The sequence below is a fragment of the Pseudomonas sp. fls2-241-R2A-110 genome (genome assembly GCF_030209165.1).
Lineage (GTDB): Bacteria > Pseudomonadota > Gammaproteobacteria > Pseudomonadales > Pseudomonadaceae > Aquipseudomonas.
Window position 1 is genome coordinate 219,841 of the sequence record NZ_JARVSN010000021.1, and the last position, 24,014, is coordinate 243,854.

Consider the following 24,014-nt stretch of genomic DNA (forward strand, 5'->3'; position numbering starts at 1 on the left):
AATAATGAAGCGTTTATTGATCCTGCTTTTTGCCGGCCTGGTATTGGCCGGCTGCGCCACTTCTGGCGAAGATCCACTGGCACCGAAGACCGTCAACAGCGTCAATCTCAAGAAATATCAGGGCACCTGGTACGAGTTGGCCCGCCTGCCGATGTACTTTCAGCGCAACTGTGCGCAATCCGAAGCTCATTACTCGCTCAAGCCTGATGGCAACATCCAGGTGTTGAATCGCTGCCTGACGGCGGACTGGGAGTGGGAAGAGGCCAAGGGCACGGCTTATCCACAGGTACCGGGCAAGACCGACAAATTGTGGGTCGAGTTCGATACCTGGTTCTCGCGATTGCTGCCAGGCGTGGCGAAGGGGGAATACTGGGTGCTGTACGTCAGCGACGATTACAAGACCGCCATCGTCGGTGACCCAAGCCGTAAGTATCTGTGGCTGTTGTCTCGCACGCCGACGGTTAATGGTGTGGTGCGTGAAGAACTGCTGAGCAAGGCGCGTCAGCAGGGTTACGACACGACGCGATTGATCTGGCGCGCATCGGATAAACAGATGGCCAAGACTTCTAACTGACGACACTGCATGATCGTTGCCACGCTCCGCGTGGGAATGCAGCCCGGGACGCTCCGCGTCCCAAGCGGACGCAGAGCGTCCATTGAGGCATTCCCACGCGGAGCGTGGGAACGATCAGTTTAGAATCAGCCCAACAGTTCGCGCAGGACTTGGGTGAATGCGCGATTGCTTTCCTCTTCGCCGGCATGACGCCCATCCCGCACGACCCACTGACCATTGACCAGCACGTCGCGAACCTGACGGTCGCCGCCGGCAAACAGCCAACGATTGAGAATCCCGTCGCCACTGGCGGTCGCCAGATACGGATCGTTGCCGTCCAGCACCAGCCAATCCGCACGCTTGCCCACTTGCAGCGCGCCGATCGGTTGCCCCAGCGCCTGAGCGCCGCCATCCAGTGCTGAGTCAAACAGTGTGCGCCCAACCATCGGCTGATCCGCGCCATACAAACGGTTACGCCGCTGATCGCGCAGACGCTGACCATATTCCAGCCAGCGCAATTCTTCGACCACGCTCAATGACACATGGCTGTCGGAACCGATGCCCATACGCCCGCCCTGAGCGAGGAAGTCCACCGCCGGGAAAATCCCGTCGCCAAGGTTGGCTTCGGTGGTCAGGCACAGGCCGGCGATGGCGCGACTCTTGGCCATCAGCGTGACTTCTTCCGGGTTGGCGTGGGTCGCGTGGACCAGGCACCAGCGCTGATCGACGTCGGTATTTTCGTACAGCCATTGCAGCGGACGGCGGCCACTCCAGCTCAGGCAGTCATCGACTTCCTTCTGCTGTTCGGCGATGTGAATGTGCACCGGGCACTGCTTGTCGCTGGCGGCCAGCACTTCGCTGATCTGCTGCGGTGTGACCGCGCGCAACGAGTGGAAGCACAGGCCCAGCGATTGCGCCGGTTGCTGCGCCAGGATCGGCTGCAAACGCGTCTGAAGCTTGAGGTAGTTTTCGGTGCTGTTGATAAAGCGCCGCTGGCCATCGTTCGGGGCCTGGCCGCCGAAACCGGAGTGGCTGTAAAGCACGGGCAGAAGGGTCAAGCCGATACCGGCCGAACTGGCGGCCTGGCTGATGCGCAGCGCCAGTTCGGCCGGATCTGCATAAGGCTGGCCGTTGATGTCGTGATGCACGTAATGAAATTCCGCGACCGAGGTGTAACCGGCCTTGAGCATTTCGATGTACAGCTGACGCGCGATCACGCCAAGTTGGTCAGGGCTGATTTTTCCGACGAGGCGATACATCAAATCGCGCCAGGTCCAGAAACTGTCGTTCGGATTACCCGCCACTTCGGCCAGCCCGGCCATCGCCCGCTGGAACGCGTGAGAGTGCAGATTGGGCATGCCCGGCAGCAGCGGACCGCTTAGCCGTTCGGCACCATCTGCATGAGAATCGGCCTGGATTTGGGTCAAAACGCCGTCGGCGCTGACTTCAAGACGTACATTATTGGCCCATCCACTAGGCAGCAGTGCGCGTTCGGCAAAGAAGGCGGACATGGTTCAGCACCCCATCGTGTGTTATTTGTATATACATATACAGACGTTTGCCTGCTCGGTAAACTCCGGCAAGCTAGCAACCTATTCCAAATGAACAAGGATTAACCGTGCCGACTCCGCCCCCAGTGTCACCGTTGGCCGCGAACATGGGCGACAGTCCGGCGCCCTTGTACGCCCGCGTCAAACAGATGATTACCCAGCAAATCGACAGTGGAAACTGGCCGCCGCACTACCGCGTTCCGTCGGAAAGCGAGCTGGTCAGCCAACTCGGCTTCAGCCGCATGACCATCAATCGCGCCTTACGCGAGATGACCGCCGACGGTCTGTTGGTGCGAATGCAGGGTGTCGGCACCTTCGTCGCCGAGCCTAAAAGCCAGTCCGCGCTATTTGAAGTGCACAACATCGCCGACGAAATTGCCTCCCGCGGCCATCGCCACACCTGCAAGGTGATCACCCTCGAAGAAGAGGCTGCCGGCTCGGAGCGCGCACTGGCCCTGGATATGCGCGAAGGCCAGAAGGTGTTCCACTCGCTGATCGTGCATTTCGAAAATGACATCCCGGTGCAAATCGAAGACCGTTTCGTCAACGCGCTGGTGGCGCCGGACTACCTCAAGCAGGATTTCACCCTGCAAACGCCCTACGCCTACCTGAACCAGGTCGCGCCGCTGACCGAAGGCGAGCACGTGGTCGAGGCGATTCTGGCCGAGGCGACCGAATGCAAGTTGCTGCAGATTGAAAAGGGCGAGCCGTGCCTGCTGATTCGCCGCCGCACCTGGTCCGGCCGTCAGCCGGTGACCGCCGCCCGTTTGATCCACCCCGGTTCCCGTCATCGTCTGGAAGGTCGGTTTCATAAATAGAGAGCCATAAATGAATGTAACGAAGGTTCTACGCGCAAAAGACTACCCACGCATGCCGTGGAAAAACGGCGGTGGCAGCACTGAAGAAATCACCCGTGATGCAGGCACTGGCCTGGAAGGATTCGGCTGGCGCCTGTCGATTGCCGATATAGGCGAGTCGGGCGGGTTTTCCACATTCGCCGGTTACGAGCGAGTGATTACCGTGCTGCAAGGCGAGGGCATGACCTTGCGCGTTGATGGCCAGGACACGCGGCCGTTGTTACCGCTGGACCCGTTTGCCTTTAGCGGTGAGAGCCAGGTGTCCTGCACGTTGCTCGGTGGGGCCATTCGCGATTTCAACCTGATCTACGCGCCACTCCGCTACAACGCGCGGCTGCAGTGGCTTGACGGCGAGCAGCGGTTTTTCAGTTCGGCGGGTACGGTGTTGGTGTTCAGTGTCACCGAGCGGCTTGAAGTGAAGGCCGGTAACAGTGACGCGCAACTGGGGCGTCACGATTGCCTGCAACTTGACGGTAATGCTGGCCTGTTGGAAGTCTCCACTAATGGCCCGTGCTGTGTGATTGAACTGACTGCACGCTGATCCAGAACTCAAGCGACACTATCGCGGGCAAGCCCGCTCCCACAGGTCCAGTGAAGATTCTGTGGGAGCGGGCTTGCCCGCGATGCTTTCCGTTGCCGTGAATCCGTTCCCCAATGCGCACCAATTTGTTACCGAACGCCCCAGCGTGGCGCAAAACCACGCTCAAGTAACAGCCGCCACGCTGCTGCAACCTACCCCGCAAATCCCCTCTCAAAAATTTCCTCGGCGTCAAAACCCTTGATCTACAGGCTTTTAACCCCGTTCGAGAATTTTTCTTGAACACCCATCCAGCAAGTTGGCCGCTTGATTGCATATGCTTGTATGTACAAGTAAAGACGTATGCGTATGAGTTGATCGAGACTCTCCGCAGCGTCCACTGATTCGCTTGTGGCGCGTTGACGCGCACAGGCTGGCTTGCCCACCGCCAGGGTTGGTTTGAATTGATCGCTGAGGAGTCTTTTTCGTGACTGACAATACCCAGAAACCTACCAAGTACCGCAACGTAGAAATCCGTGCCGCACGTGGTAACAAGCTGACCGCCAAGAGCTGGCTGACTGAAGCGCCGCTGCGCATGTTGATGAACAACCTCGACCCGGAAGTTGCCGAGAACCCTAAAGAACTGGTGGTTTACGGTGGTATCGGTCGTGCAGCGCGTAACTGGGAATGCTACGACAAGATCGTCGAAAGCCTGACCAACCTGAACGACGACGAGACCCTGCTGGTGCAATCCGGCAAACCGGTCGGCGTGTTCAAGACTCACACCAACGCCCCGCGCGTACTGATCGCCAACTCCAACCTGGTGCCACACTGGGCGAGCTGGGAACACTTCAACGAACTGGACGCCAAAGGCCTGGCCATGTACGGCCAGATGACCGCCGGCAGCTGGATCTACATCGGCAGCCAGGGCATCGTCCAGGGCACCTACGAAACCTTCGTCGAAGCCGGTCGCCAGCACTACAACGATGACCTGAAAGGTCGTTGGGTCCTGACCGCAGGCCTGGGCGGCATGGGCGGCGCTCAACCACTGGCTGCCACCCTGGCCGGCGCTTGCTCGCTGAACATTGAATGCCAGCAGGTCAGCATCGATTTCCGCCTGAACAGCCGTTATGTCGACGAGCAGGCTACCGACCTCGACGACGCACTGGCCCGCATCGCCAAATACACTAAAGAAGGCAAGGCGATTTCCATCGCGCTGCTGGGCAACGCGGCTGAAATCCTGCCGGAACTGGTCAAGCGCGGCGTGCGCCCGGACATGGTCACCGACCAGACCAGCGCCCACGACCCGCTCAACGGTTACCTGCCGGCTGGCTGGACTTGGGAAGAGTACCGCGCTCGTGCCAAGACCGAGCCTGCTGCCGTGGTTAAAGCCGCCAAGCAATCGATGGCTGTGCACGTCAAAGCGATGCTCGAATTCCAGAAAATGGGCATCCCGACTTTCGACTACGGCAACAACATCCGTCAGATGGCTCAGGAAGAGGGCGTGGAAAACGCTTTCGATTTCCCAGGCTTCGTACCGGCTTACATCCGTCCATTGTTCTGCCGTGGCATCGGCCCGTTCCGTTGGGCTGCACTGTCGGGCAACGCTGAAGACATCTACAAGACCGACGCCAAAGTCAAAGAGCTGATCCCGGACGACGCCCACCTGCACAACTGGCTGGACATGGCCCGTGAGCGCATCAGCTTCCAGGGTCTGCCGGCGCGTATCTGCTGGGTTGGCCTGGGTCTGCGCGCCAAGCTTGGCCTGGCGTTCAACGAAATGGTGCGCAGCGGTGAATTGTCCGCGCCAATCGTTATCGGCCGCGACCACCTGGACTCCGGTTCGGTAGCCAGCCCGAACCGCGAAACCGAGTCGATGCAGGACGGTTCCGACGCTGTGTCCGACTGGCCTCTGCTCAACGCCCTGCTCAACACTGCGAGCGGCGCGACCTGGGTTTCCCTGCACCACGGCGGCGGTGTCGGCATGGGCTTCTCCCAACACTCGGGCATGGTGATTGTCTGCGACGGTACTGATGAAGCGGCTGAGCGTATTGCTCGCGTGCTGCACAACGACCCGGCGACCGGTGTCATGCGTCACGCCGATGCGGGTTACCAGATCGCGATTGATTGCGCCAAGGAACAGGGTCTGAACCTGCCGATGATTACCGGCAAGTAATGCTTGCCCTGTAGGAGCGAGCCTGCTCGCGATAGCGATGTGTCAGCCAATGTAGATGTTGGATGTGCCGACCTCATCGCGAGCAAGCTCGCTCCCACAGGGATCTCATGCAGACAGTAATTTCATTAACAATCCACAGAGGTTGAATCATGGCTGTTAACAGCGATCGTGCAGGCAGTAAACCGTTGATCGAGAAACGCTCGATCGACTACATCCCGGAAGCGGAAAGACACGGTCGTCTGTTTAGCCAGTTCACCCTGTGGATGGGTGCCAACCTGCAAATCACCGCAATTGTCACCGGGGCCCTGGCCGTGGTGTTGGGTGGTGATGTGTTCTGGTCGTTGATCGGTCTGCTGATCGGCCAACTGCTCGGCGGCGGCGTGATGGCGCTGCATGCCGCGCAAGGTCCCAAGCTCGGTCTGCCGCAGATGATCTCCAGTCGCGTGCAGTTCGGCGTTTATGGCGCGGCCATCCCGATCGTACTGGTCTGCCTGATGTACCTGGGTTTTACCGCGACGGGCACCGTGCTTTCCGGCCAGGCGCTGGGCCAGTTGTTTGGCGTCAGCGACAGCGTCGGTATCCTTATTTTTGCCAGCGTCATCGTACTGGTGACAGTGCTCGGTTATCGGGTAATCCATTGGATTGGCCGTATCGCCAGCGTCATCGGTGTGATTGCCTTCGTCTATCTGTTCGCTCGTCTGATGAGTCAGACTGACGTTGGCGCACTGCTGCAAATCCGTCACTTTAGCTGGAGCAGCTTCCTGCTTGCGGTGTCGCTCGCGGCGTCCTGGCAGATCGCCTTCGGCCCCTACGTGGCTGACTATTCACGCTACCTGCCGAGCAAGATTTCCTCGGTGAAAACCTTTTTCGCCGCAGGCGCGGGTTCGGTCATTGGCGCACAAGTGGCGATGGTCCTCGGTGTATTTGCCGCGGCCTCGGCCAATGGGCAATTCGCCGGTCACGAAGTGGCCTATATCGTGGGTCTGGGCGGTACCGGTGCCACCGCTGCGTTGCTGTACTTCAGCATCGCGTTCGGCAAGGTCACCATCTCCACGCTGAACTCCTATGGCAGCTTCATGTGCATCGCGACCATCATCAGCGGTTTCCGTGGAGACCTGAAAGTATCGCGCTTGCAGCGTCTGGTGTTCGTGCTGGTCATCGTCGGGGCTGCGACCCTGATGGCGTTGCTCGGCCAGCACTCGTTCCTCGGTGCGTTCAAGTCCTTCATCCTGTTCCTGCTGGCGTTCTTTACGCCATGGAGCGCGATCAACCTGGTGGACTACTACTGCATCACTCGCGAGCGCTATGACGTACCGGCGCTGGCCGATCCGAACGGTCGCTACGGCCGTTGGAATATCCTCGGTATCAGCGTCTATGTGTTCGGTGTGCTGGTACAGCTGCCGTTCATCTCTACCAAGTTCTATACCGGTCCGATGGTGGCGGCCCTGGGCGATGTGGATATTTCCTGGATCATCGGCCTGGTGCTTCCCGCAGCCGTGTACTACGTGTGCGCAAAAAAATGGCACAGCGCCGTACCCGATCGCTTGATTCTGCCAATCGAGCAGGACAGCGTCACAGCACCAAAAACAAGTGGGGCTGGCCGCGCAACTGCTGCGCAGGCCTGATTGGACGTGGACAGGGCTGGATGCCTCTTGACTGCCGTAAGCCAATTCATGATTAGGAGCGTCACAACAATGAAATCGAACAAGACCCTGCTGACCACACTGCTTTCCATGGGCCTGTTGGCCAGTGCCGGCGCCACTCAGGCTGCCGGTTGGTGCGAGTCGGGCAAACCGGTGAAATTTGCCGGTCTGAACTGGGAAAGCGCCATGCTGCTGACCGACGTGCTGCAAGTCGTGCTGGAGAAAGGCTACGACTGCAAGACCGACAGCCTGCCGGGCAACTCCATCACCATGGAAAACGCCCTGAGCAGCAATGACATTCAAGTGTTTGCCGAAGAGTGGGTCGGGCGCAGCGAAGTCTGGAACAAGGCCGAGAAGGCCGGCAAAGTCGTCGGCGTTGGTGCTCCAGTTGTTGGCGCAGTCGAAGGCTGGTACGTGCCGCGCTACGTGATTGAAGGCGACGCCAAGCGCAAGCTGGAAGCGAAGGCGCCGGACCTGAAAAACATTGCCGACCTGGCTAAATACTCCGCCTTGTTCAAGGATCAGGAAGAGCCATCCAAGGGCCGTTTCTACAACTGCCCGGCCGGCTGGACCTGTGAGCTGGACAACAGCGAAATGCTGAAAAGCTATGGTCTGGAAAGCACTTACACCAACTTCCGCCCAGGTACCGGTCCGGCGCTGGATGCGGCCGTGCTGTCGAGCTACAAGCGTGGCGAGCCGATCCTGTTCTACTACTGGTCGCCAACTCCGCTGATGGGTCAGATCGACGCCGTCAAACTCGAAGAGAAACCAGGCGTGGACAAGACCGTGACCATCAAGGTCGGCCTGTCCAAGGTCTTCCACGAGCAAGCCCCGGAACTGGTGGCGGTGCTGGAAAAGGTCAACCTGCCGATCGACTTGCTGAACCAGAACCTTGGGCGCATGACCAAAGAGCGGATCGAGTCGCCAAAACTGGCCAAGATCTTCTTGAAGGAACATCCTGAAGTCTGGCACGCATGGGTGAGCGAAGACGCAGCCAAGAAAATCGACGCGGCCTTGTAGGTTGAGCCTCTGCGACTGCCGTCAGTGGCAGTCGCACGCTGAATCGCAACCCCTTGATTGAGAGTCTCTTATGTTTCCCGAAAGCTTTACCTTTTCTATCGCCGACTGGGTCAACGGTTGGGTCGATTCGCTGGTCACCAACTATGGCGATGTGTTCCGGCACATCTCCGACACCCTGTTGTGGGCCATCGTCAATCTTGAAGGTTTGCTGCGCGCAGCGCCCTGGTGGCTGATGCTGGCAATCGTGGCCGGCGTCGCCTGGCACGCGACCCGCAAAGTCGTGACCACCGCCGTAATCGTCGGCCTGCTGTTTTTGGTGGGTGCGGTCGGCCTCTGGGACAAGCTCATGCAGACCCTGGCGCTGATGATGGTGGCGACGGTCATTTCGGTGCTGATCGGCATTCCGCTAGGCATCCTCTCGGCGCGCAGCAATCGCCTGCGTTCGGTGCTGATGCCGTTGCTGGACATCATGCAGACCATGCCGAGCTTCGTGTACCTGATCCCGGTGCTGATGCTGTTCGGCCTGGGCAAGGTGCCGGCGATTTTCGCCACGGTGATCTACGCGGCTCCACCGCTGATTCGCCTGACCGACCTGGGTATTCGCCAGGTTGACGGTGAAGTGATGGAAGCCATCAACGCCTTCGGTGCCAACCGCTGGCAGCAACTGTTCGGCGTGCAATTGCCGCTGGCCCTGCCGAGCATCATGGCCGGGATCAACCAGACCACCATGATGGCCCTGTCGATGGTAGTCATTGCCTCGATGATCGGTGCCCGTGGCCTGGGCGAAGACGTACTGGTGGGGATTCAGACCCTCAACGTCGGACGTGGCCTTGAAGCCGGTCTGGCGATCGTGATTCTGGCAGTGGTGATCGACCGCATTACTCAGGCGTATGGTCGGCCACGGCATGAGGTGAGCAAATGAACAACGAAGCCATCAGCAAAATCGAAGTCAAAAACGTCTTCAAGATTTTCGGTAACCGTTCCAAGGAAGCGCTGGGCATGATTGGCCAGGGCAAGACCAAGGATCAGGTGCTGGCCGAAACCGGCTGCGTGGTCGGCGTGAACGACCTGTCGCTGAGCATCGGTACCGGTGAGATCTTCGTGATCATGGGCCTGTCCGGTTCCGGTAAATCGACCCTGGTGCGCCACTTCAATCGCCTGATCGACCCGACCAGCGGCGCGATCCTGGTGGATGGCGTGGACATCCTGCAATACGACATGGAAGCCCTGCGCGAATTTCGCCGGCACAAGATCAGCATGGTGTTCCAGAGCTTCGGCCTGCTGCCACACAAGACCGTGGTGGATAACGTTGCCTATGGCTTGAAAGTGCGTGGCGAGAGCAAGCAAATGTGCTCGGAGCGCGCGCTGCACTGGATCAACACCGTGGGCCTCAAAGGCTACGAAAACAAATACCCGCATCAGCTCTCGGGCGGCATGCGTCAGCGTGTGGGCCTGGCCCGCGCCCTGGCAGCGGACACCGACATCATCCTGATGGACGAAGCGTTCAGCGCCCTCGACCCGCTGATTCGCGCCGAGATGCAGGACCAGTTGCTGGAGCTGCAAAAGACCCTGCACAAGACCATCGTCTTCATCACCCACGACCTCGATGAGGCCGTGCGCATCGGCAATCGCATTGCGATCCTCAAGGACGGGCGCCTGATCCAGGTCGGCACCCCACGAGAGATTCTGCATTCGCCAGCGGATGAGTATGTCGATCGGTTCGTGCAGCGTCGGGCTGCGGTGGTTTAACAGTCGATCGTTCCCACGCTCTGCGTGGGAATGCATCCCGTGACGCTCCGCGTCACCCATGCGCAGGGCTTGAGCCTTGCGCTGACAACGGGACGCGGAGCGTCCCAGGCGGCATTCCCACGCAGAGCGTGGGAACGATCAACTTCAAGAGGTCAATGATGTCCCAGGCTGAAAAAATCGTTATCGCCGACGCCCCGTTGCGTTGGCAGGATGTGGTGGCCGTCGCCCGTCATGGCGCACAGCTTGAGCTGTCGACCCAGACTTGGGCGCGGATCGACAATGCGCAGGCCATTGTCCAGCGCATCGTCGTCAGCGGCGAGCGTGCCTATGGCGTCAACACCGGCCTCGGTGCCTTGTGCAACGTCTCGCTCAAGGACGAACAACTCAGCCAACTGTCGCGCAATACCCTGCTCAGTCACGCCTGTGGCGTCGGTGCTCCACTGGCCGATGAGCAGACCCGCGCGATCATGTGTGCGGCGATCCGCAATTACAGTCACGGCAAATCCGGCATTCATCGTCGGGTGGTTGAAGCCCTGTTGGCGTTGCTCAACCGCGGCATCACCCCGCAAGTGCCGTCTCAGGGCTCGGTGGGTTACCTGACCCACATGGCTCACATCAGCATCGCCTTGCTGGGTGTCGGCAATGTGAGCTATCGCGGGCAGATCGTTTCTGCGCAACAAGCCTTGGCTGAAGAAGGCCTGCAACCGGTTCAGCTCGGCGCCAAAGATGGCCTGTGCCTGGTCAACGGCACACCGTGCATGACCGGCCTGAGCTGCCTGGCACTGGCCGACGCCACGCGCCTGGTGCAGTGGGCCGACGTGATTGGCGCCATGAGTTTCGAAGCCCAGCGCGGTCAGATCGCGGCGTTCGATGCCGAAATCATTGCGCTCAAGCCGCATCCGGGCATGCAGCAAGTCGGGATCAATTTGCGCGCGCTGCTCGATGGCAGTGAAGTGATTGCGACGAGCAAAGGCATCCGCACGCAGGATGCGTTGAGCATTCGTTCGATCCCGCAGGTTCACGGCGCTGCTCGCGATCAGCTTGCGCACGCGACCCAACAGATCGAAACCGAACTCAACAGCTGCACCGACAACCCTTTGCTGCTGGGCACGCCGGACAACTTCCGCGTGATGTCCCAGGCCAACCCGCACGGCCAATCGGTCGCGCTGGCGGCGGACTTGCTGGCGATCGCCATGGCGGAAATCGGCTCCATCGCCGAACGCCGCCTCGACCGTTTGATCAACCCTCACGTCAGCGGTTTGCCGGCATTCCTGGTGGCCAATCCGGGGGTTAACTCCGGGATGATGATCGTCCAGTATGTGGCCGCTTCTCTGTGCGCGGAAAACCGCCAGTTGGCGCAACCGGCCGTGCTCGACAACTACGTCACCTCGGGCCTGCAAGAAGATCACTTGAGCCTGGGCACCAACGCCGCGCTGAAGCTGCATCGCGCGCTGGAAAACTGCACGCAGATCCTCGCCATCGAGTACCTGCTGGCGGCCCAGGCGTTTGAATTCTTGAAAGAGCAACGCTTCGGCGCTGGCACCGATGCGGCGTGGCGTCTGCTGCGCGAGCGTGTTCCGGCCTACGACCAGGACCGCTGGTTGGCGCCCGATATCGCCGCTGCGGCCGGCGTGTTGAAAGACCCGATTTTGTTGCACAAAGCGTTACCGAACCTGAACTGAAATCCACAACACCAGCGTGCCAAGGCGCCAGCCCCTCTCAAAAAGTCGGGAAGCGACGGACAACGGAAATCTCCGGAGCGTCTGGTTAGTTAATAAAAACTCTCAAAAGGAGAATGATGTGACTGCGCTTAATTTGATTCCCGGCCAACTGAGCCTTGCCCAACTGCGTGATGTTTATCAGCACCCGGTCAAAATCACCCTCGACAACAGCGCCTCGGCCCAGATCGAAGCCAGCGTTGCCTGCGTGGAACAGATCCTCGCCGAAAACCGCACCGCCTACGGCATCAACACCGGTTTCGGCCTGCTGGCCTCGACCCGCATTGCCAGCGAAGACCTGGAAAACCTGCAGCGCTCGCTGGTGCTGTCCCACGCCGCCGGTGTCGGCGAGCCGATCAGTGACGCCCTGGTGCGCCTGGTCATGGTGCTCAAGGTCAACAGCCTGAGCCGTGGTTTCTCCGGCATCCGTCGCGTCGTGATCGACGCGCTGATCGCGCTGATCAATGCCGAGGTTTACCCGCACATCCCCTTGAAAGGTTCGGTCGGTGCATCCGGTGACCTGGCGCCTTTGGCGCACATGTCGCTGGTGCTGCTGGGCGAAGGCAAGGCTCGCTACAAGGGCGAATGGATGGAAGCGACCGAAGCGCTGAAAATCGCCGGCCTGACACCTCTGACCCTGGCCGCGAAAGAAGGCCTGGCGCTGCTCAACGGCACACAAGTGTCGACCGCTTACGCGTTGCGTGGCTTGTTCGAAGGCGAAGACCTGTTCGCTGGTGCTGTAGCGATTGGTGCCCTGACGGTCGAAGCGGTACTGGGCTCGCGCTCCCCGTTCGACGCGCGCATCCACGCCGCCCGTGGCCAGAAAGGCCAGATCGACTCCGCTGCTGCTTATCGCGATTTGCTGGGCGAGCGCAGTGAAGTGTCCGATTCGCACCAGAACTGCGAAAAGGTCCAGGACCCGTACTCCCTGCGCTGCCAGCCGCAAGTCATGGGCGCCTGCCTGACCCAGTTCCGCCAGGCCGCCGAAGTGCTGGCGGTGGAAGCCAACGCCGTTTCCGATAACCCGCTGGTCTTCGCCGCTGAAGGCGACGTGATCTCCGGCGGCAACTTCCACGCCGAGCCCGTGGCCATGGCCGCTGACAACATGGCACTGGCCATCGCTGAAATCGGTTCCCTCAGCGAGCGCCGCATTTCGCTGATGATGGACAAGCACATGTCGCAACTGCCGCCGTTCCTGGTGGCCAATGGCGGCGTGAACTCCGGCTTCATGATTGCCCAGGTGACGGCGGCTGCATTGGCCAGCGAGAACAAGGCGCTGTCCCATCCGCATTCGGTGGACAGCTTGCCGACGTCGGCAAACCAGGAAGACCACGTGTCGATGGCGCCGGCCGCCGGCAAGCGTTTGTGGGAAATGGCCGAAAACACTCGCGGCGTTCTCGCGGTGGAGTGGTTGGCTGCAGCACAAGGGCTGGACCTGCGCGAAGGCCTGAAGACCTCGGCGAAACTGGAAAAGGCCCGGGCGATCTTGCGTAATGAAGTGCCGTTCTATGAGAAGGACCGGTTCTTTGCGCCGGACATCAATGCGGCGACCGAGTTGCTGGCTACGCGCTGCCTGAGCGAGTTGGTCACGGCGAAGTTGCTGCCTAGCCTCTAAACCCCACCACACCGATCGTTCCCACGCTCTGCGTGGGAATGCAGCCCGTGACGCTCCGCGTCACTGGACGCAGAGCGTCCCTAGAGGCATTCCCACGCGGAGCGTGGGAACGATCAAAGACGAGGAATTCGGGATGAAAACTCTCTGGCAACACTGCCACGTCGCAACCATGGCGCAAGGCGTCTACTCGATCATCGAGGACGCGGCCATCGTGACGTCCGGTGCGCACATTGAGTGGGTCGGCCCGCGCGATAAATTGCCGGCGGGCGAATACCCGGCCGTCAACGATTTGAAAGGGGCCTGGGTCACTCCGGGCCTGATCGACTGCCACACCCACACGGTGTTCGGCGGTAACCGCAGCGGTGAATTCGAACAGCGCCTGCAAGGTGTCAGCTACGCAGAAATCGCCGCCGCTGGTGGTGGCATTGCCAGCACAGTGCGCGCCACTCGCGCGGCCAGCGAAGATGAACTGTTCGCCAGCGCCGCCAAACGCCTGAAAAGCTTGATGCGCGACGGCGTTACCACGGTCGAGATCAAGTCCGGTTACGGCCTGGACCTGGCCAACGAACGCAAAATGCTGCGGGTCGCTCGTCGTCTCGGTGCCGAGCTGCCGGTCAGCGTGCGCAGCACCTGCCTGGCCGCTCACGCCTTGCCGCCGGAATACGCGGATCGCGCCGACGCCTACATCGAACACATCTGCGCTGAAATGCTCCCGGCCCTCGCCGCCGAAGGGTTGGTGGACGCTGTGGACGCGTTCTGTGAATACCTGGCGTTTTCGCCGGCGCAGGTCGAGCGACTGTTTATCACTGCGCAGGAACTCGGTTTGCCGGTGAAGCTGCATGCCGAGCAACTGTCGTCGCTGCACGGTTCGAGTCTGGCGGCGCGCTATCACGCCTTGTCGGCCGACCACCTGGAATTCATGACCGAAGACGACGCCATCGCCATGGCCGAGTCCGGCACCGTTGCGGTGTTGTTGCCCGGTGCATTCTATTTCCTGCGTGAAACGCAATTGCCGCCGATGGAGGCCCTGCGCAAGCACGGCGTGAAAATCGCCATCGCCAGCGACCTCAATCCCGGCACCTCGCCGGCGCTGTCGTTGCGCTTGATGCTCAACATGGCTTGCACCTGTTTTCGCATGACCCCGGAAGAAGCGCTGGCCGGTGCAACCATTCATGCCGCCACCGCGCTGGGCATGGCCGACACTCACGGTTCGCTGGAAGTCGGCAAGGTCGCGGATTTCGTCGCCTGGCAAATCGATCGTCCCGCCGACCTGTCGTACTGGCTGGGCGGCGACCTGGAAAAACGCGTCGTGCGTCACGGCGTCGAAACGAGCGTTTAGGAGAACAGTTGTGGATAAGGTTCTGAACTTCAAACAAGGCCGCGTGCCTCTGCTGATCAGCATGCCGCACGCGGGGCTGCGTCTGACTCCTGCGGTCGAAGCCGGGTTGATCCCGGACGCGAAAAGCCTGCCGGACACTGACTGGCACATCCCGAAGCTTTACGAATTTGCGGCCGAACTCGGCGCCAGCACGCTGGCTGCCGAATACTCACGGTTTGTCATCGACCTGAACCGGCCGTCCGACGACAAGCCTTTGTATGTCGGCGCGACGACGGGCCTGTACCCGGCGACGCTGTTCGACGGCATTCCGTTGTTCCGCGAGGGCATGGAGCCGTCGGCGGCTGAGCGTGCGACCTATCTGGAGCAGGTCTGGACGCCGTATCACAGCACTCTGCAGAACGAGTTGGCGCGACTGAAAGCCGAATTTGGCTACGTGCTGCTGTTTGATGCGCACTCGATCCGTTCGATCATCCCGCACCTGTTCGACGGCAAGCTGCCGGACTTCAACCTGGGCACCTTCAACGGTGCCAGTTGCGATCCTCAGCTGGCCACTCAACTGGAAGCGATTTGCGCCAGGCACACCGATTACAGCCACGTGCTCAATGGTCGCTTCAAGGGCGGCCACATCACCCGGCATTACGGCAACCCGGCTGAAAACATCCACGCGGTGCAGCTGGAACTGGGTCAGTGCACGTACATGGAAGAATTCGAGCCGTTCCGTTATCGCCCGGATCTGGCTGAGCCCACGCAAGTGGTGCTCAAGGAATTGCTGCAAGGTCTGCTAGCCTGGGGCCAGAAGCACTACAACGCATAACCCCTGTGGGAGCGAGCCTGCTCGCGATGGCGGGGTGTCAGTCGACGCAAGTGTTGTCTGACCCACCGCTATCGCGAGCAGGCTCGCTCCCACATGGAACAGTCGCCACCGTGCAAATCTCGGTCGCCACAGTTCGCTTTTCTCCTCTCGACGCTGCGTAATGTTCTGGGCACGGTGCATGAAGACACCGACCTCACAATAATCTGCCGCACGAGATCCTACCGATGAAAAGACTGTTCACCCGCTGTCTCTCAATCCTCTGCGGCACCGCTCTGCTGAGCACCAGCGTCCTGGCCAGCGACGACGCCTCCTGCAAGGCTGTGCGCATGGGCGTGGTCAACTGGACCGATGTCATCGCGACCAGTGGCATGGCCGATGTGCTGCTGAACGGACTGGGCTACGAAAGCAAACAAACCAGTGCCGTGCAGCAAATCATCTTCGCCGGCATCCGCGACAAGCGCCTGGATATCTTTCTGGGCTACTGGAAACCGGCGATGGACAAGAACATCGCCCCGTTCGTGGCCGCCAATCAGTTGAAGGTCATGGACAAACCGAGCCTGGCCGACGCCCAGGCAACGCTCGCGGTGCCGGATTACGTCGCGGCAGCGGGGCTGAAAACCTTTGCCGACATCGCCAAATTCAAAGACAAGCTTGGCGGCAAGATCTACGGCATCGAACCGGGTAGCGGCGCCAACACCACGATCAAGACCATGATCGAGACCAATCACTTCGGCTTGAAGGATTTCAAACTGATCGAGTCCGGTGAGGCCGGCATGCTTGCCGCCGTGCAACGGGCGGTCAACCGCAAGGAATTCGTGGTGTTCGTCGGCTGGACCCCGCACCCGATGAACATCAACATGAAGATCACTTACCTGACCGGCAGCGAAGACGTCTATGGCCCGAATGAAGGCGCCGCGACTGTCTCCACCGTGACCGCGCCGGACTATGCCCAACGCTGCCCGAACGTGTATCGACTGTTGGAAAACCTGACCTTCACCGCCGCCCAGGAAAGCCAGTTGATGGTGCCGATCATGGAGCGCAAGACGCCTCAGGACGTTGCAAAGCAGTGGCTACGCGATCATCCGCAAGATCTTTCGCGCTGGCTGTCAGGTGTCACCAGTCTCGATGGCAAGGATGGCGTCGCCACCGTTCAGGCCAGTTTGAAACCCTGATGACGGCTTATCCTTTATCCGCGCAGATGACGGCGTTCGTCGAGAAAACCGTCAGCTTCAACAGCACTGACGCCAGCCTCCCCGGCTTGCGTCAGGCCTACAGCGAGATGTGTCGGGCGTTCACCCCGCCACGTCCCGCCGGGCTTTATGTGGTCGATTTCGAATTGGCCGGCGTGCCGGTGCGGTCCTATCAACCGTCTCAACCGTCGCTGACATCAGCCGCCAGCGGTTGCCCTTGCATTGTGTATCTGCACGGTGGCGGCTGGGTGGTGGGGGATCTGGACTCTCACGACTTCATATGCACCGAACTGGCGTCAACGCTCGGCGTATTGGTGATTGCTGTCGATTATCGTCTGGCGCCAGAACATCCATATCCGGCCGGGTTCAATGATTGCCTGGGTGTCTGGCGCGCGCTGCGCAGCGGCCCGTTCCGGCTTGACCCCGCGCGAACGCTGGTGGCGGGGGACAGCGCTGGCGGCAACCTTGCCGCCGCACTCTGCCTGGCGCTGCGGGATGCGAACGAGCCATTGCCGGCGGCGCAAGTCCTGATCTATCCGGGGTTGGGTGGCGATCATCAGCTGCCGTCGCGCACTGAATGCATTGACGCACCCTTGCTCAGCAGCAGCGATGTAGATTGCTATCACGCCTTGTACTTGCGCGGCTCGCGAAAGCCGGGTGCTTATGCGATGCCGTTGCTCGCCGCAGATTTGGCCGGTTTGCCTGCGGCGCTGATCGCCGTGGCGCAATTCGACCCGCTGCGTGACGACGGTGTCTGCTACGCCGAGCGACTGAATGCGGCGGGCGTCGCCGCCACGCTGTATTACGGCGAGGGACTGGTCCACGGCTGTTTGCGGGGGCGCGGCCAGGTCGCCGAGGTCGACGCGCTCTATGAAACCCTGCTCGGTTTTCTGGCGGCGAAACTCTGACTCAGCAAGGGCATGCTCATTGACGTAATTCGGGTTTATGATGCCGGACGGCAGAATAATAGAAGTCCCCCCAGGGATGACCTCGACCCCTTACGGAGCGCGCAATGCAGACTTTGTACCCGCAGATCAAACCTCACGCCCGGCACGATCTGGCTGTCGATGAAACCCATACCCTGTATGTCGACGAAAGCGGTTCACCGGAAGGTTTACCTGTCGTGTTTATCCATGGCGGCCCGGGCGCCGGGTGTGATGCCCAGAGCCGCCGGTACTTCGATCCGAACCTGTATCGCATTGTGACGTTCGACCAGCGCGGTTGCGGTCGCTCCACACCCCACGCCAGCCTCGAGAACAACACCACCTGGGATCTGGTTGCCGACCTTGAGCGGATCCGCAAACACCTGGGCATCGAAAAATGGGTGCTGTTTGGCGGTTCCTGGGGCTCGACGCTGGCCCTGGCCTATGCGCAAACCCACCCGGAACGCGTGCACGGTCTGATCCTGCGCGGGATTTTTCTCTGCCGCCCGCAGGAAATCGAATGGTTCTACCAGTGTGGCGCCAGCCGTCTGTTCCCCGATTACTGGCAGGACTATGTCGCACCGATTCCACTGGACGAGCGCGACGATTTGCTCAGCGCTTTCCACAAACGCCTGATCGGCAACGATCAGATCGCGCAGATGCATGCAGCCAAGGCCTGGTCGACCTGGGAGGGCCGCACCGCGACCCTGCGTCCGAACCCGCTGGTGGTCGATCGCTTCTCCGAACCTCAGCGCGCCTTGTCCATCGCCCGCATCGAATGCCACTACTTCACCAACAACGCGTTCCTTGAACCCAACCAACTGATTCGCGACATGGGCAAGATCGCGCATTTGCCGGGCGTGATCGTCCACGGTCGTTATGATGTGATCTGCCCACTGGACAACGCCTGGGAACTGCATCAGAACTGGCCGAACAGCGAATTGCAGGTGATCCGCGACGCCGGCCACGCGGCTTCCGAACCGGGTATCACCGATGCGCTGGTGCGCGCCGCCGGCCAGATGGCTCGCCGCCTGCTCGACCTGCCACCTGAAGAAGCATGAAGGGCCTGCTCCAACGCGTGCGTGGCGCGCGAGTCGAGGTAGCGGGGGAGGTGGTCGGTGCGGTCGATCAGGGATTGCTGGTGCTGGTGGCTGTCGAGCCGGAAGATACTCGTGCCAACGCCGACAAACTTCTGCATAAGCTGCTTAACTATCGGGTGTTCAGTGACGCCGAGGGCAAGATGAACTTGTCCTTGGCGGAGGTGGGTGGCGGGTTGCTGCTGGTCTCGCAGTTCACCCTGGCCGCCGACACCAAGAGCGGGTTGCGCCCGAGTTTTTCGACTGCGGCCCCTCCGGCCCTGGGCGAGGAGCTTTTCGACTATCTATTAAGCAAAGCGAAACAGGTGCATGGCACTGTGGCATCAGGTAGATTCGGCGCGGATATGCAAGTGCACCTGGTCAACGATGGCCCGGTAACATTCCTGTTACAGACCTGAAAGCGCTTGAAACACCTTTTTAAGGGCTTTTCGACTGAAAACAGGGGCTTTTCGCGATAAATACTTTGTTAGCCCTGATGCGTTGTAACGCGGCCTACTAGATAATCGCGCGCTACGGGGATCGGCGTTCGTTGGTCCGTTTTAACTTAGGTAGAGACTTGTCCGGGACCTGTTGGGGAATCATTTAGCCCCATAGGAGTCGGAACAATGCTCGCCAACTTGGCAAGAGTGGTCTGTAAGGTCGGTTTTTTCATGCCGGATTCCTCACAGGCCCTTTAACTGGCCGTTGGTTTTTTGATCTGTTTTCGGCGAGGGTTGCTCGTGATTGTTAGTCCCTGTAATGCACCAAAATTGTCTGCCAAACGGTTACGAAGCGCTCTTGTAGCGGGTTCGGCATTCCTTTGCCTGCTCAGCGCCGGCCAGCTTTGGGCGTTCAATCTGGATGATGTGTCGGCCAAGGCAAAAGAGATGGCCGGGCAAAAATACGAAGCCCCGCGCAGTAACCTGCCGAATGAATTTCGTGAGATGAAATTCGCGGATTACCAAAAGATTCGGTTCCGCACCGAAAAAGCCGAATGGGCCGACCAGAAAACCCCATTCAAGCTTTCGTTCTATCACCAGGGCATGCATTTCGACACGCCGGTGAAAATCAACGAAATCACGGCTAACAACGTCGAAGAGATCAAATACGACCCAAGTCGTTTCGATTTCGGCGATGTCAAGTTCGATCCTAAAGCCACCGAACAACTGGGTTATGCCGGTTTTCGTGTGCTTTACCCGATCAACAAGGCCGACAAGCAAGACGAAATCATGACCATGCTGGGCGCGAGCTACTTCCGCGTTGTCGGCAAGGGTCACACCTATGGCTTGTCCGCTCGCGGCATGGCCATCGATACCGCTTTGCCGTCCGGCGAAGAATTTCCACGTTTCACCGAATTCTGGATTCAACAGCCAAAGCCGGGCGACAAGCACCTGGTTATCTTCGCGCTGCTGGATTCGCCACGCGCCACGGGTGCCTATCGCCTGATCCTGCGTCCGGGCAGCGACACCATCGTCGACGTCAAAGCCCGCATGTTCCTGCGTGACAAGGTCACCAAGCTTGGCGTTGCACCGTTGACCAGTATGTTCCTGTTCGGCGCCAACCAGCCGTCGAAAGTCCTGAACTACCGTCGCGAACTGCACGACTCCAGCGGTCTGTCGATCCATGCCGGCAACGGCGAGTGGATCTGGCGCCCGTTGAACAACCCAAAACACTTGGCCGTGAGCAACTTCTCGATCGAGAACCCGCGCGGTTTCGGTTTGCTGCAACGTGGCCGTGACTTCAGCCACTATGAAGACCTCGACGACCGCTACGACAAGCGCCCAAGCGCCTGGATCGAACCGAAAGGCGATTGGGGCAAGGGCTCCGTTGATCTGGTCGAGATTCCGACTGCCGACGAAACCAACGACAATATCGTTGCTTTCTGGAGTCCGGAAAAACTGCCTGAACCTGGCCAGCCGCTGGACGTCGCCTATCGTTTGCACTGGACCATCGACGAAGCCGCGCTTCATGCACCTGACAGTGCCTGGGTTCAACAGACCCTGCGCTCCACGGGTGACGTGAAACAGTCCAACCTGATCCGTCAGCCGGACGGCACCGTGGCTTATCTGGTGGACTTTGAAGGTCCGTCCCTCGCAGCCCTGCCGGAAACAGCGGACGTTCGCAGTCAGGTCAGCGTTGGCGATAATGCCGAGCTGGTCGAGAACAGCGTGCGCTACAACCCTGAAACCAAGGGCTGGCGCCTGACCCTGCGGATGAAGATCAAGGATCCGGGCAAGCCTACCGAGATGCGTGCTGCACTGGTCGAGAACATCGTGCCTGCCGACCTCACCAAGACATCGCTGCCAGCCTCCAATTCTTCTGTTGCCAAGGCCGACAAGGTTGCCGCCAAGCAACAAGAGAAGACGGACAAGGAAGCCAAGGACGCCAAGCAAGCTGACGCCAAACAGGCTGATGCCAAGCCCGTTGCGGATGCCAAGAACAAGGACAACAAAGACGCCAAGCAGCCTGTCGCTGCGGACGCGGCCCCAGCCACACCGGAATCGGCATCGACTGAAGAAGTCCTGACCGAGACCTGGAGCTACCAGTTGCCTGCCGATGAGTAATTCTCAAGTACAGCCAGAGACTCTTGCCGAGTATCTGGCGCATTTACCGATGACCGACCAGCAGCGCGCGGAACTCGCGGGCTGCCAGTCCTTCAGCGAGTTGCATCAGCGTCTGTCATCTTCGACATTCGACGCGCCGACCGAGGCTGCACAAGCCTCGGTGGGCAAGCGCCTGCTCCTGAACTCTGCTGAAGAGCTGGAAGAGGCGGAAATGCTGGGGGTCGACGCCAGCGGTCGTGTCGTACTCAAAGCGACGCCGCCGATCCGTCGGACCAAAGTCGTGCCGGAGCCGTGGCGCACCAATATTCTGGTGCGTGGCTGGCGTCGTCTGACCGGTCGCACCAATCCGCCGGCTCCGCCCAAGGATGAACGCGTGTTGCCGGCGGCTCGCTGGCGCACCGTCGGTTCGATCCGCCGTTACATTTTGCTGGTGCTGATGCTGGGCCAGACGATCGTTGCCGGCTGGTACATGAAAGGCATCATGCCGTACCAGGGCTGGTCGTTCGTCGACCTGAACGAAGTGCTGCATCAACCGCTGCTGCAAACCGCCACGCAAGTACTGCCATACGCGTTGCAAACCAGCATTCTGATTCTGTTCGGGATTCTGTTCTGCTGGGTGTCAGCCGGTTTCTGGACTGCGTTGATGGGCTTCCTCGAGTTGCTCACCGGTCACGATAAATACCGCATCTCCGGTAAAAGTGCCGGCAACGAGCCGATCGCCAAGGACGCGCGCACCGCACTGGTGATGCCGATCTGCAACGAGGACGTGCCACGGGTGTTTGCCGGTTTGCGGGCGACCTTCGAGTCGGTGGCGGCCACGGGCGACCTGGATCGCTTCGACTTCTTTGTCCTCAGCGACAGTAATGAAGCCGACATTTGCGTTGCCGAGCAGCAAGCCTGGCTGGACGTCTGCCGTGAAGCCAAAGGCTTCGGCAAGATCTTCTATCGCCGCCGTCGTCGCCGTGTGAAACGTAAAAGCGGCAACCTCGACGACTTCTGCCGTCGTTGGGGCGGTGACTACAAGTACATGGTCGTGCTCGACGCCGACTCGGTAATGAGCGGTGAATGCCTGACCAGCCTGGTGCGCTTGATGGAAGCCACCCCGGATGCGGGCATTATCCAGACCGCGCCACGTGCGTCGGGCATGGACACTCTTTATGCGCGCATGCAGCAGTTTGCTACTCGCGTTTATGGTCCGCTGTTTACCGCCGGTCTGCACTTCTGGCAGTTGGGTGAATCCCACTACTGGGGTCACAACGCGATCATCCGCATGAAGCCGTTCATCGAGCATTGCGCCTTGGCGCCATTGCCCGGTAAAGGTGCTTTTGCCGGTGCAATCCTGTCTCACGACTTTGTTGAAGCAGCGCTGATGCGCCGTGCCGGCTGGGGCGTGTGGATCGCTTACGACTTGCCGGGCAGCTACGAAGAACTGCCGCCGAACCTGCTGGACGAACTCAAGCGTGACCGTCGCTGGTGCCACGGTAACCTGATGAACTTCCGCCTGTTCCTGGTCAAGGGCATGCACCCGGTACACCGTGCGGTGTTCCTGACCGGCGTTATGTCTTACCTTTCGGCGCCGCTGTGGTTCTTCTTCCTTGTGCTGTCGACGGCGCTGCTGGCGGTCAACACGTTGATGGAGCCGCAGTACTTCATGGAGCCGCGTCAACTGTATCCGCTGTGGCCACAATGGCACCCGGACAAGGCCGTGGCGCTGTTCTCGACGACCATCGTGCTGCTGTTCCTGCCGAAACTGTTGAGCATCATCCTGATCTGGGCCAAGGGCGCGAAAGAGTTCGGTGGCAAGTTCAAGGTGACCTTCTCGATGCTGCTGGAGATGCTGTTCTCCATGCTCCTGGCGCCGGTGCGGATGATTTTCCACACCCGTTTCGTGCTCGCCGCGTTCCTCGGCTGGGCTGCGACCTGGAACTCGCCACAACGTGACGACGACTCCACGCCATGGAGCGAGGCGGTCAAACGCCACGGTCCGCAAACCCTGCTGGGCTTCTTCTGGGCATTGCTGGTGGTATGGCTGAACCCGAGTTTCCTGTGGTGGCTGGTGCCTATCGTCGGTTCGTTGATGCTGTCGATCCCGGTGTCAGTGATCTCCAGCCGTGTCGGCCTGGGCCTCAAGTCTCGCGACGCGAGCCTGTTCCTGATCCCTGAGGAATACAATCCGCCGCAGGCGTTGCTGGCGACGGATCAGTACACCCACGAAAACCGTTGGCATGCTCTGAATGACGGCTTCGTGCGCGCGGTGGTCGATCCACAGCAGAACGCCTTGGCGTGTTCGCTGGCGACTTCGCGTCATGCTCATGCCGAGCCGATCGAATGGCTGCGCAACGAACGGGTTCGCCATGCATTGAAAGTCGGTCCCGACGGGCTGACCAACAATGAGCGTGTGTACTTGCTGAGCGATCCGGTGGCATTGGCTCGCTTGCACGAACAGGTCTGGGACGAAAGTCACCCTGAGTGGCTGGAAGCCTGGCGCAAATCGGTGAAAGCCGATCCCCATGCGCCGCTGCTGCCACTCAAGCCTCTGAGCGCACAACCTCAGATGGCCTGATGAAAAGCCCCGCGAAAGCGGGGCTTTTTTTGCCTGATCGTTTCCTAACCCTTGTGCAAATGGCCGAGTGGGTTAGCATCCGTCCCCGAATTGGTGCGCCCGGACAGTTTTCTGTTCGTATCTGCTGGTTTTCTAAAGAAAAACCGC

General features: G+C 60.1%; 19 protein-coding genes. 18 read left to right on the forward strand and 1 reads right to left on the reverse strand.

Features of this window, described 5'->3' with window-relative positions; all coding sequences use genetic code 11:
• Positions 1-4 precede the first annotated feature (4 nt).
• Positions 5-574 (forward strand): lipocalin family protein, encoded by a 570-nt coding sequence (locus tag QRN31_RS18020; RefSeq protein ID WP_285433511.1) that lies wholly within the window; start codon positions 5-7, stop codon positions 572-574.
• A gap of 125 nt (positions 575-699) precedes the next feature.
• On the opposite strand, the gene QRN31_RS18025 is transcribed toward QRN31_RS18020, so the two are convergent.
• Positions 700-2,064 (reverse strand): formimidoylglutamate deiminase, encoded by a 1,365-nt coding sequence (locus QRN31_RS18025; RefSeq protein ID WP_285433512.1) that lies wholly within the window; start codon positions 2,062-2,064, stop codon positions 700-702.
• A 146-nt stretch (positions 2,065-2,210) separates the two neighbouring features.
• On the opposite strand from QRN31_RS18025, the gene hutC reads away from it, so the two are divergent.
• From hutC to mdoH, 17 genes are all read left to right on the forward strand, one after another.
• The gene (gene hutC / locus QRN31_RS18030; RefSeq protein WP_162441046.1) at positions 2,211-2,921 is read left to right on the forward strand and encodes a histidine utilization transcriptional repressor HutC; all 711 of its coding nucleotides are present in this window, start codon (positions 2,211-2,213) and stop codon (positions 2,919-2,921) included.
• A 10-nt stretch (positions 2,922-2,931) separates the two neighbouring features.
• Entirely contained in the window at positions 2,932-3,501 is a 570-nt protein-coding gene (locus tag QRN31_RS18035) for a HutD/Ves family protein (protein ID WP_285433514.1), read from the forward strand.
• 463 nt (positions 3,502-3,964) lie between these two features.
• The gene (gene hutU, locus QRN31_RS18040; protein WP_090176693.1) at positions 3,965-5,653 is read left to right on the forward strand and encodes a urocanate hydratase; all 1,689 of its coding nucleotides are present in this window, start codon (positions 3,965-3,967) and stop codon (positions 5,651-5,653) included.
• A gap of 149 nt (positions 5,654-5,802) precedes the next feature.
• The gene (locus tag QRN31_RS18045; protein WP_285433515.1) at positions 5,803-7,278 is read left to right on the forward strand and encodes a purine-cytosine permease family protein; all 1,476 of its coding nucleotides are present in this window, start codon (positions 5,803-5,805) and stop codon (positions 7,276-7,278) included.
• A 69-nt stretch (positions 7,279-7,347) separates the two neighbouring features.
• Entirely contained in the window at positions 7,348-8,316 is a 969-nt protein-coding gene (locus QRN31_RS18050) for an ABC transporter substrate-binding protein (RefSeq protein ID WP_285433516.1), read from the forward strand.
• Between the two features lie 70 nt (positions 8,317-8,386).
• Positions 8,387-9,238, forward strand: coding sequence for an ABC transporter permease (locus tag QRN31_RS18055; protein ID WP_010464518.1), 852 nt, complete (start codon positions 8,387-8,389; stop codon positions 9,236-9,238).
• A complete protein-coding gene (locus QRN31_RS18060) occupies positions 9,235-10,065 on the forward strand; it encodes a quaternary amine ABC transporter ATP-binding protein (RefSeq protein WP_109627517.1) in 831 nt (276 codons plus the stop codon). Before QRN31_RS18055 ends, QRN31_RS18060 begins: the two co-directional genes overlap by 4 nt.
• 158 nt (positions 10,066-10,223) lie before the next feature.
• Positions 10,224-11,747, forward strand: a complete 1,524-nt coding sequence (gene hutH, locus QRN31_RS18065; RefSeq protein WP_285433520.1) for a histidine ammonia-lyase — start codon at positions 10,224-10,226, stop codon at positions 11,745-11,747.
• Between the two features lie 118 nt (positions 11,748-11,865).
• Positions 11,866-13,398, forward strand: a complete 1,533-nt coding sequence (gene hutH / locus QRN31_RS18070) for a histidine ammonia-lyase (RefSeq protein WP_285433522.1) — start codon at positions 11,866-11,868, stop codon at positions 13,396-13,398.
• A 133-nt stretch (positions 13,399-13,531) separates the two neighbouring features.
• Complete coding sequence (hutI, locus tag QRN31_RS18075; RefSeq protein ID WP_285433524.1) at positions 13,532-14,737, forward strand: imidazolonepropionase; 1,206 nt, start codon at positions 13,532-13,534, stop codon at positions 14,735-14,737.
• A 10-nt stretch (positions 14,738-14,747) separates the two neighbouring features.
• The gene (gene hutG / locus QRN31_RS18080; RefSeq protein WP_285433526.1) at positions 14,748-15,551 is read left to right on the forward strand and encodes an N-formylglutamate deformylase; all 804 of its coding nucleotides are present in this window, start codon (positions 14,748-14,750) and stop codon (positions 15,549-15,551) included.
• Positions 15,552-15,775: 224 nt separating this feature from the next.
• On the forward strand, positions 15,776-16,723 hold the full coding sequence (locus QRN31_RS18085; protein WP_285433527.1) for a choline ABC transporter substrate-binding protein: 948 nt from the start codon (positions 15,776-15,778) through the stop codon (positions 16,721-16,723).
• Positions 16,723-17,649, forward strand: a complete 927-nt coding sequence (locus tag QRN31_RS18090; RefSeq protein WP_285433529.1) for an alpha/beta hydrolase — start codon at positions 16,723-16,725, stop codon at positions 17,647-17,649. The genes QRN31_RS18085 and QRN31_RS18090 overlap by 1 nt, the downstream gene beginning before the upstream one ends.
• Before the next feature lie 104 nt (positions 17,650-17,753).
• Entirely contained in the window at positions 17,754-18,725 is a 972-nt protein-coding gene (pip, locus tag QRN31_RS18095; protein WP_208670458.1) for a prolyl aminopeptidase, read from the forward strand.
• Positions 18,722-19,159 (forward strand): D-aminoacyl-tRNA deacylase, encoded by a 438-nt coding sequence (gene dtd / locus QRN31_RS18100; RefSeq protein ID WP_285433532.1) that lies wholly within the window; start codon positions 18,722-18,724, stop codon positions 19,157-19,159. The genes pip and dtd overlap by 4 nt, the downstream gene beginning before the upstream one ends.
• A gap of 321 nt (positions 19,160-19,480) precedes the next feature.
• Positions 19,481-21,304, forward strand: a complete 1,824-nt coding sequence (locus tag QRN31_RS18105; protein ID WP_285433534.1) for a glucan biosynthesis protein — start codon at positions 19,481-19,483, stop codon at positions 21,302-21,304.
• Positions 21,297-23,867, forward strand: a complete 2,571-nt coding sequence (mdoH, locus tag QRN31_RS18110; RefSeq protein ID WP_285433535.1) for a glucans biosynthesis glucosyltransferase MdoH — start codon at positions 21,297-21,299, stop codon at positions 23,865-23,867. The genes QRN31_RS18105 and mdoH overlap by 8 nt, the downstream gene beginning before the upstream one ends.
• Positions 23,868-24,014: the final 147 nt, after the last annotated feature.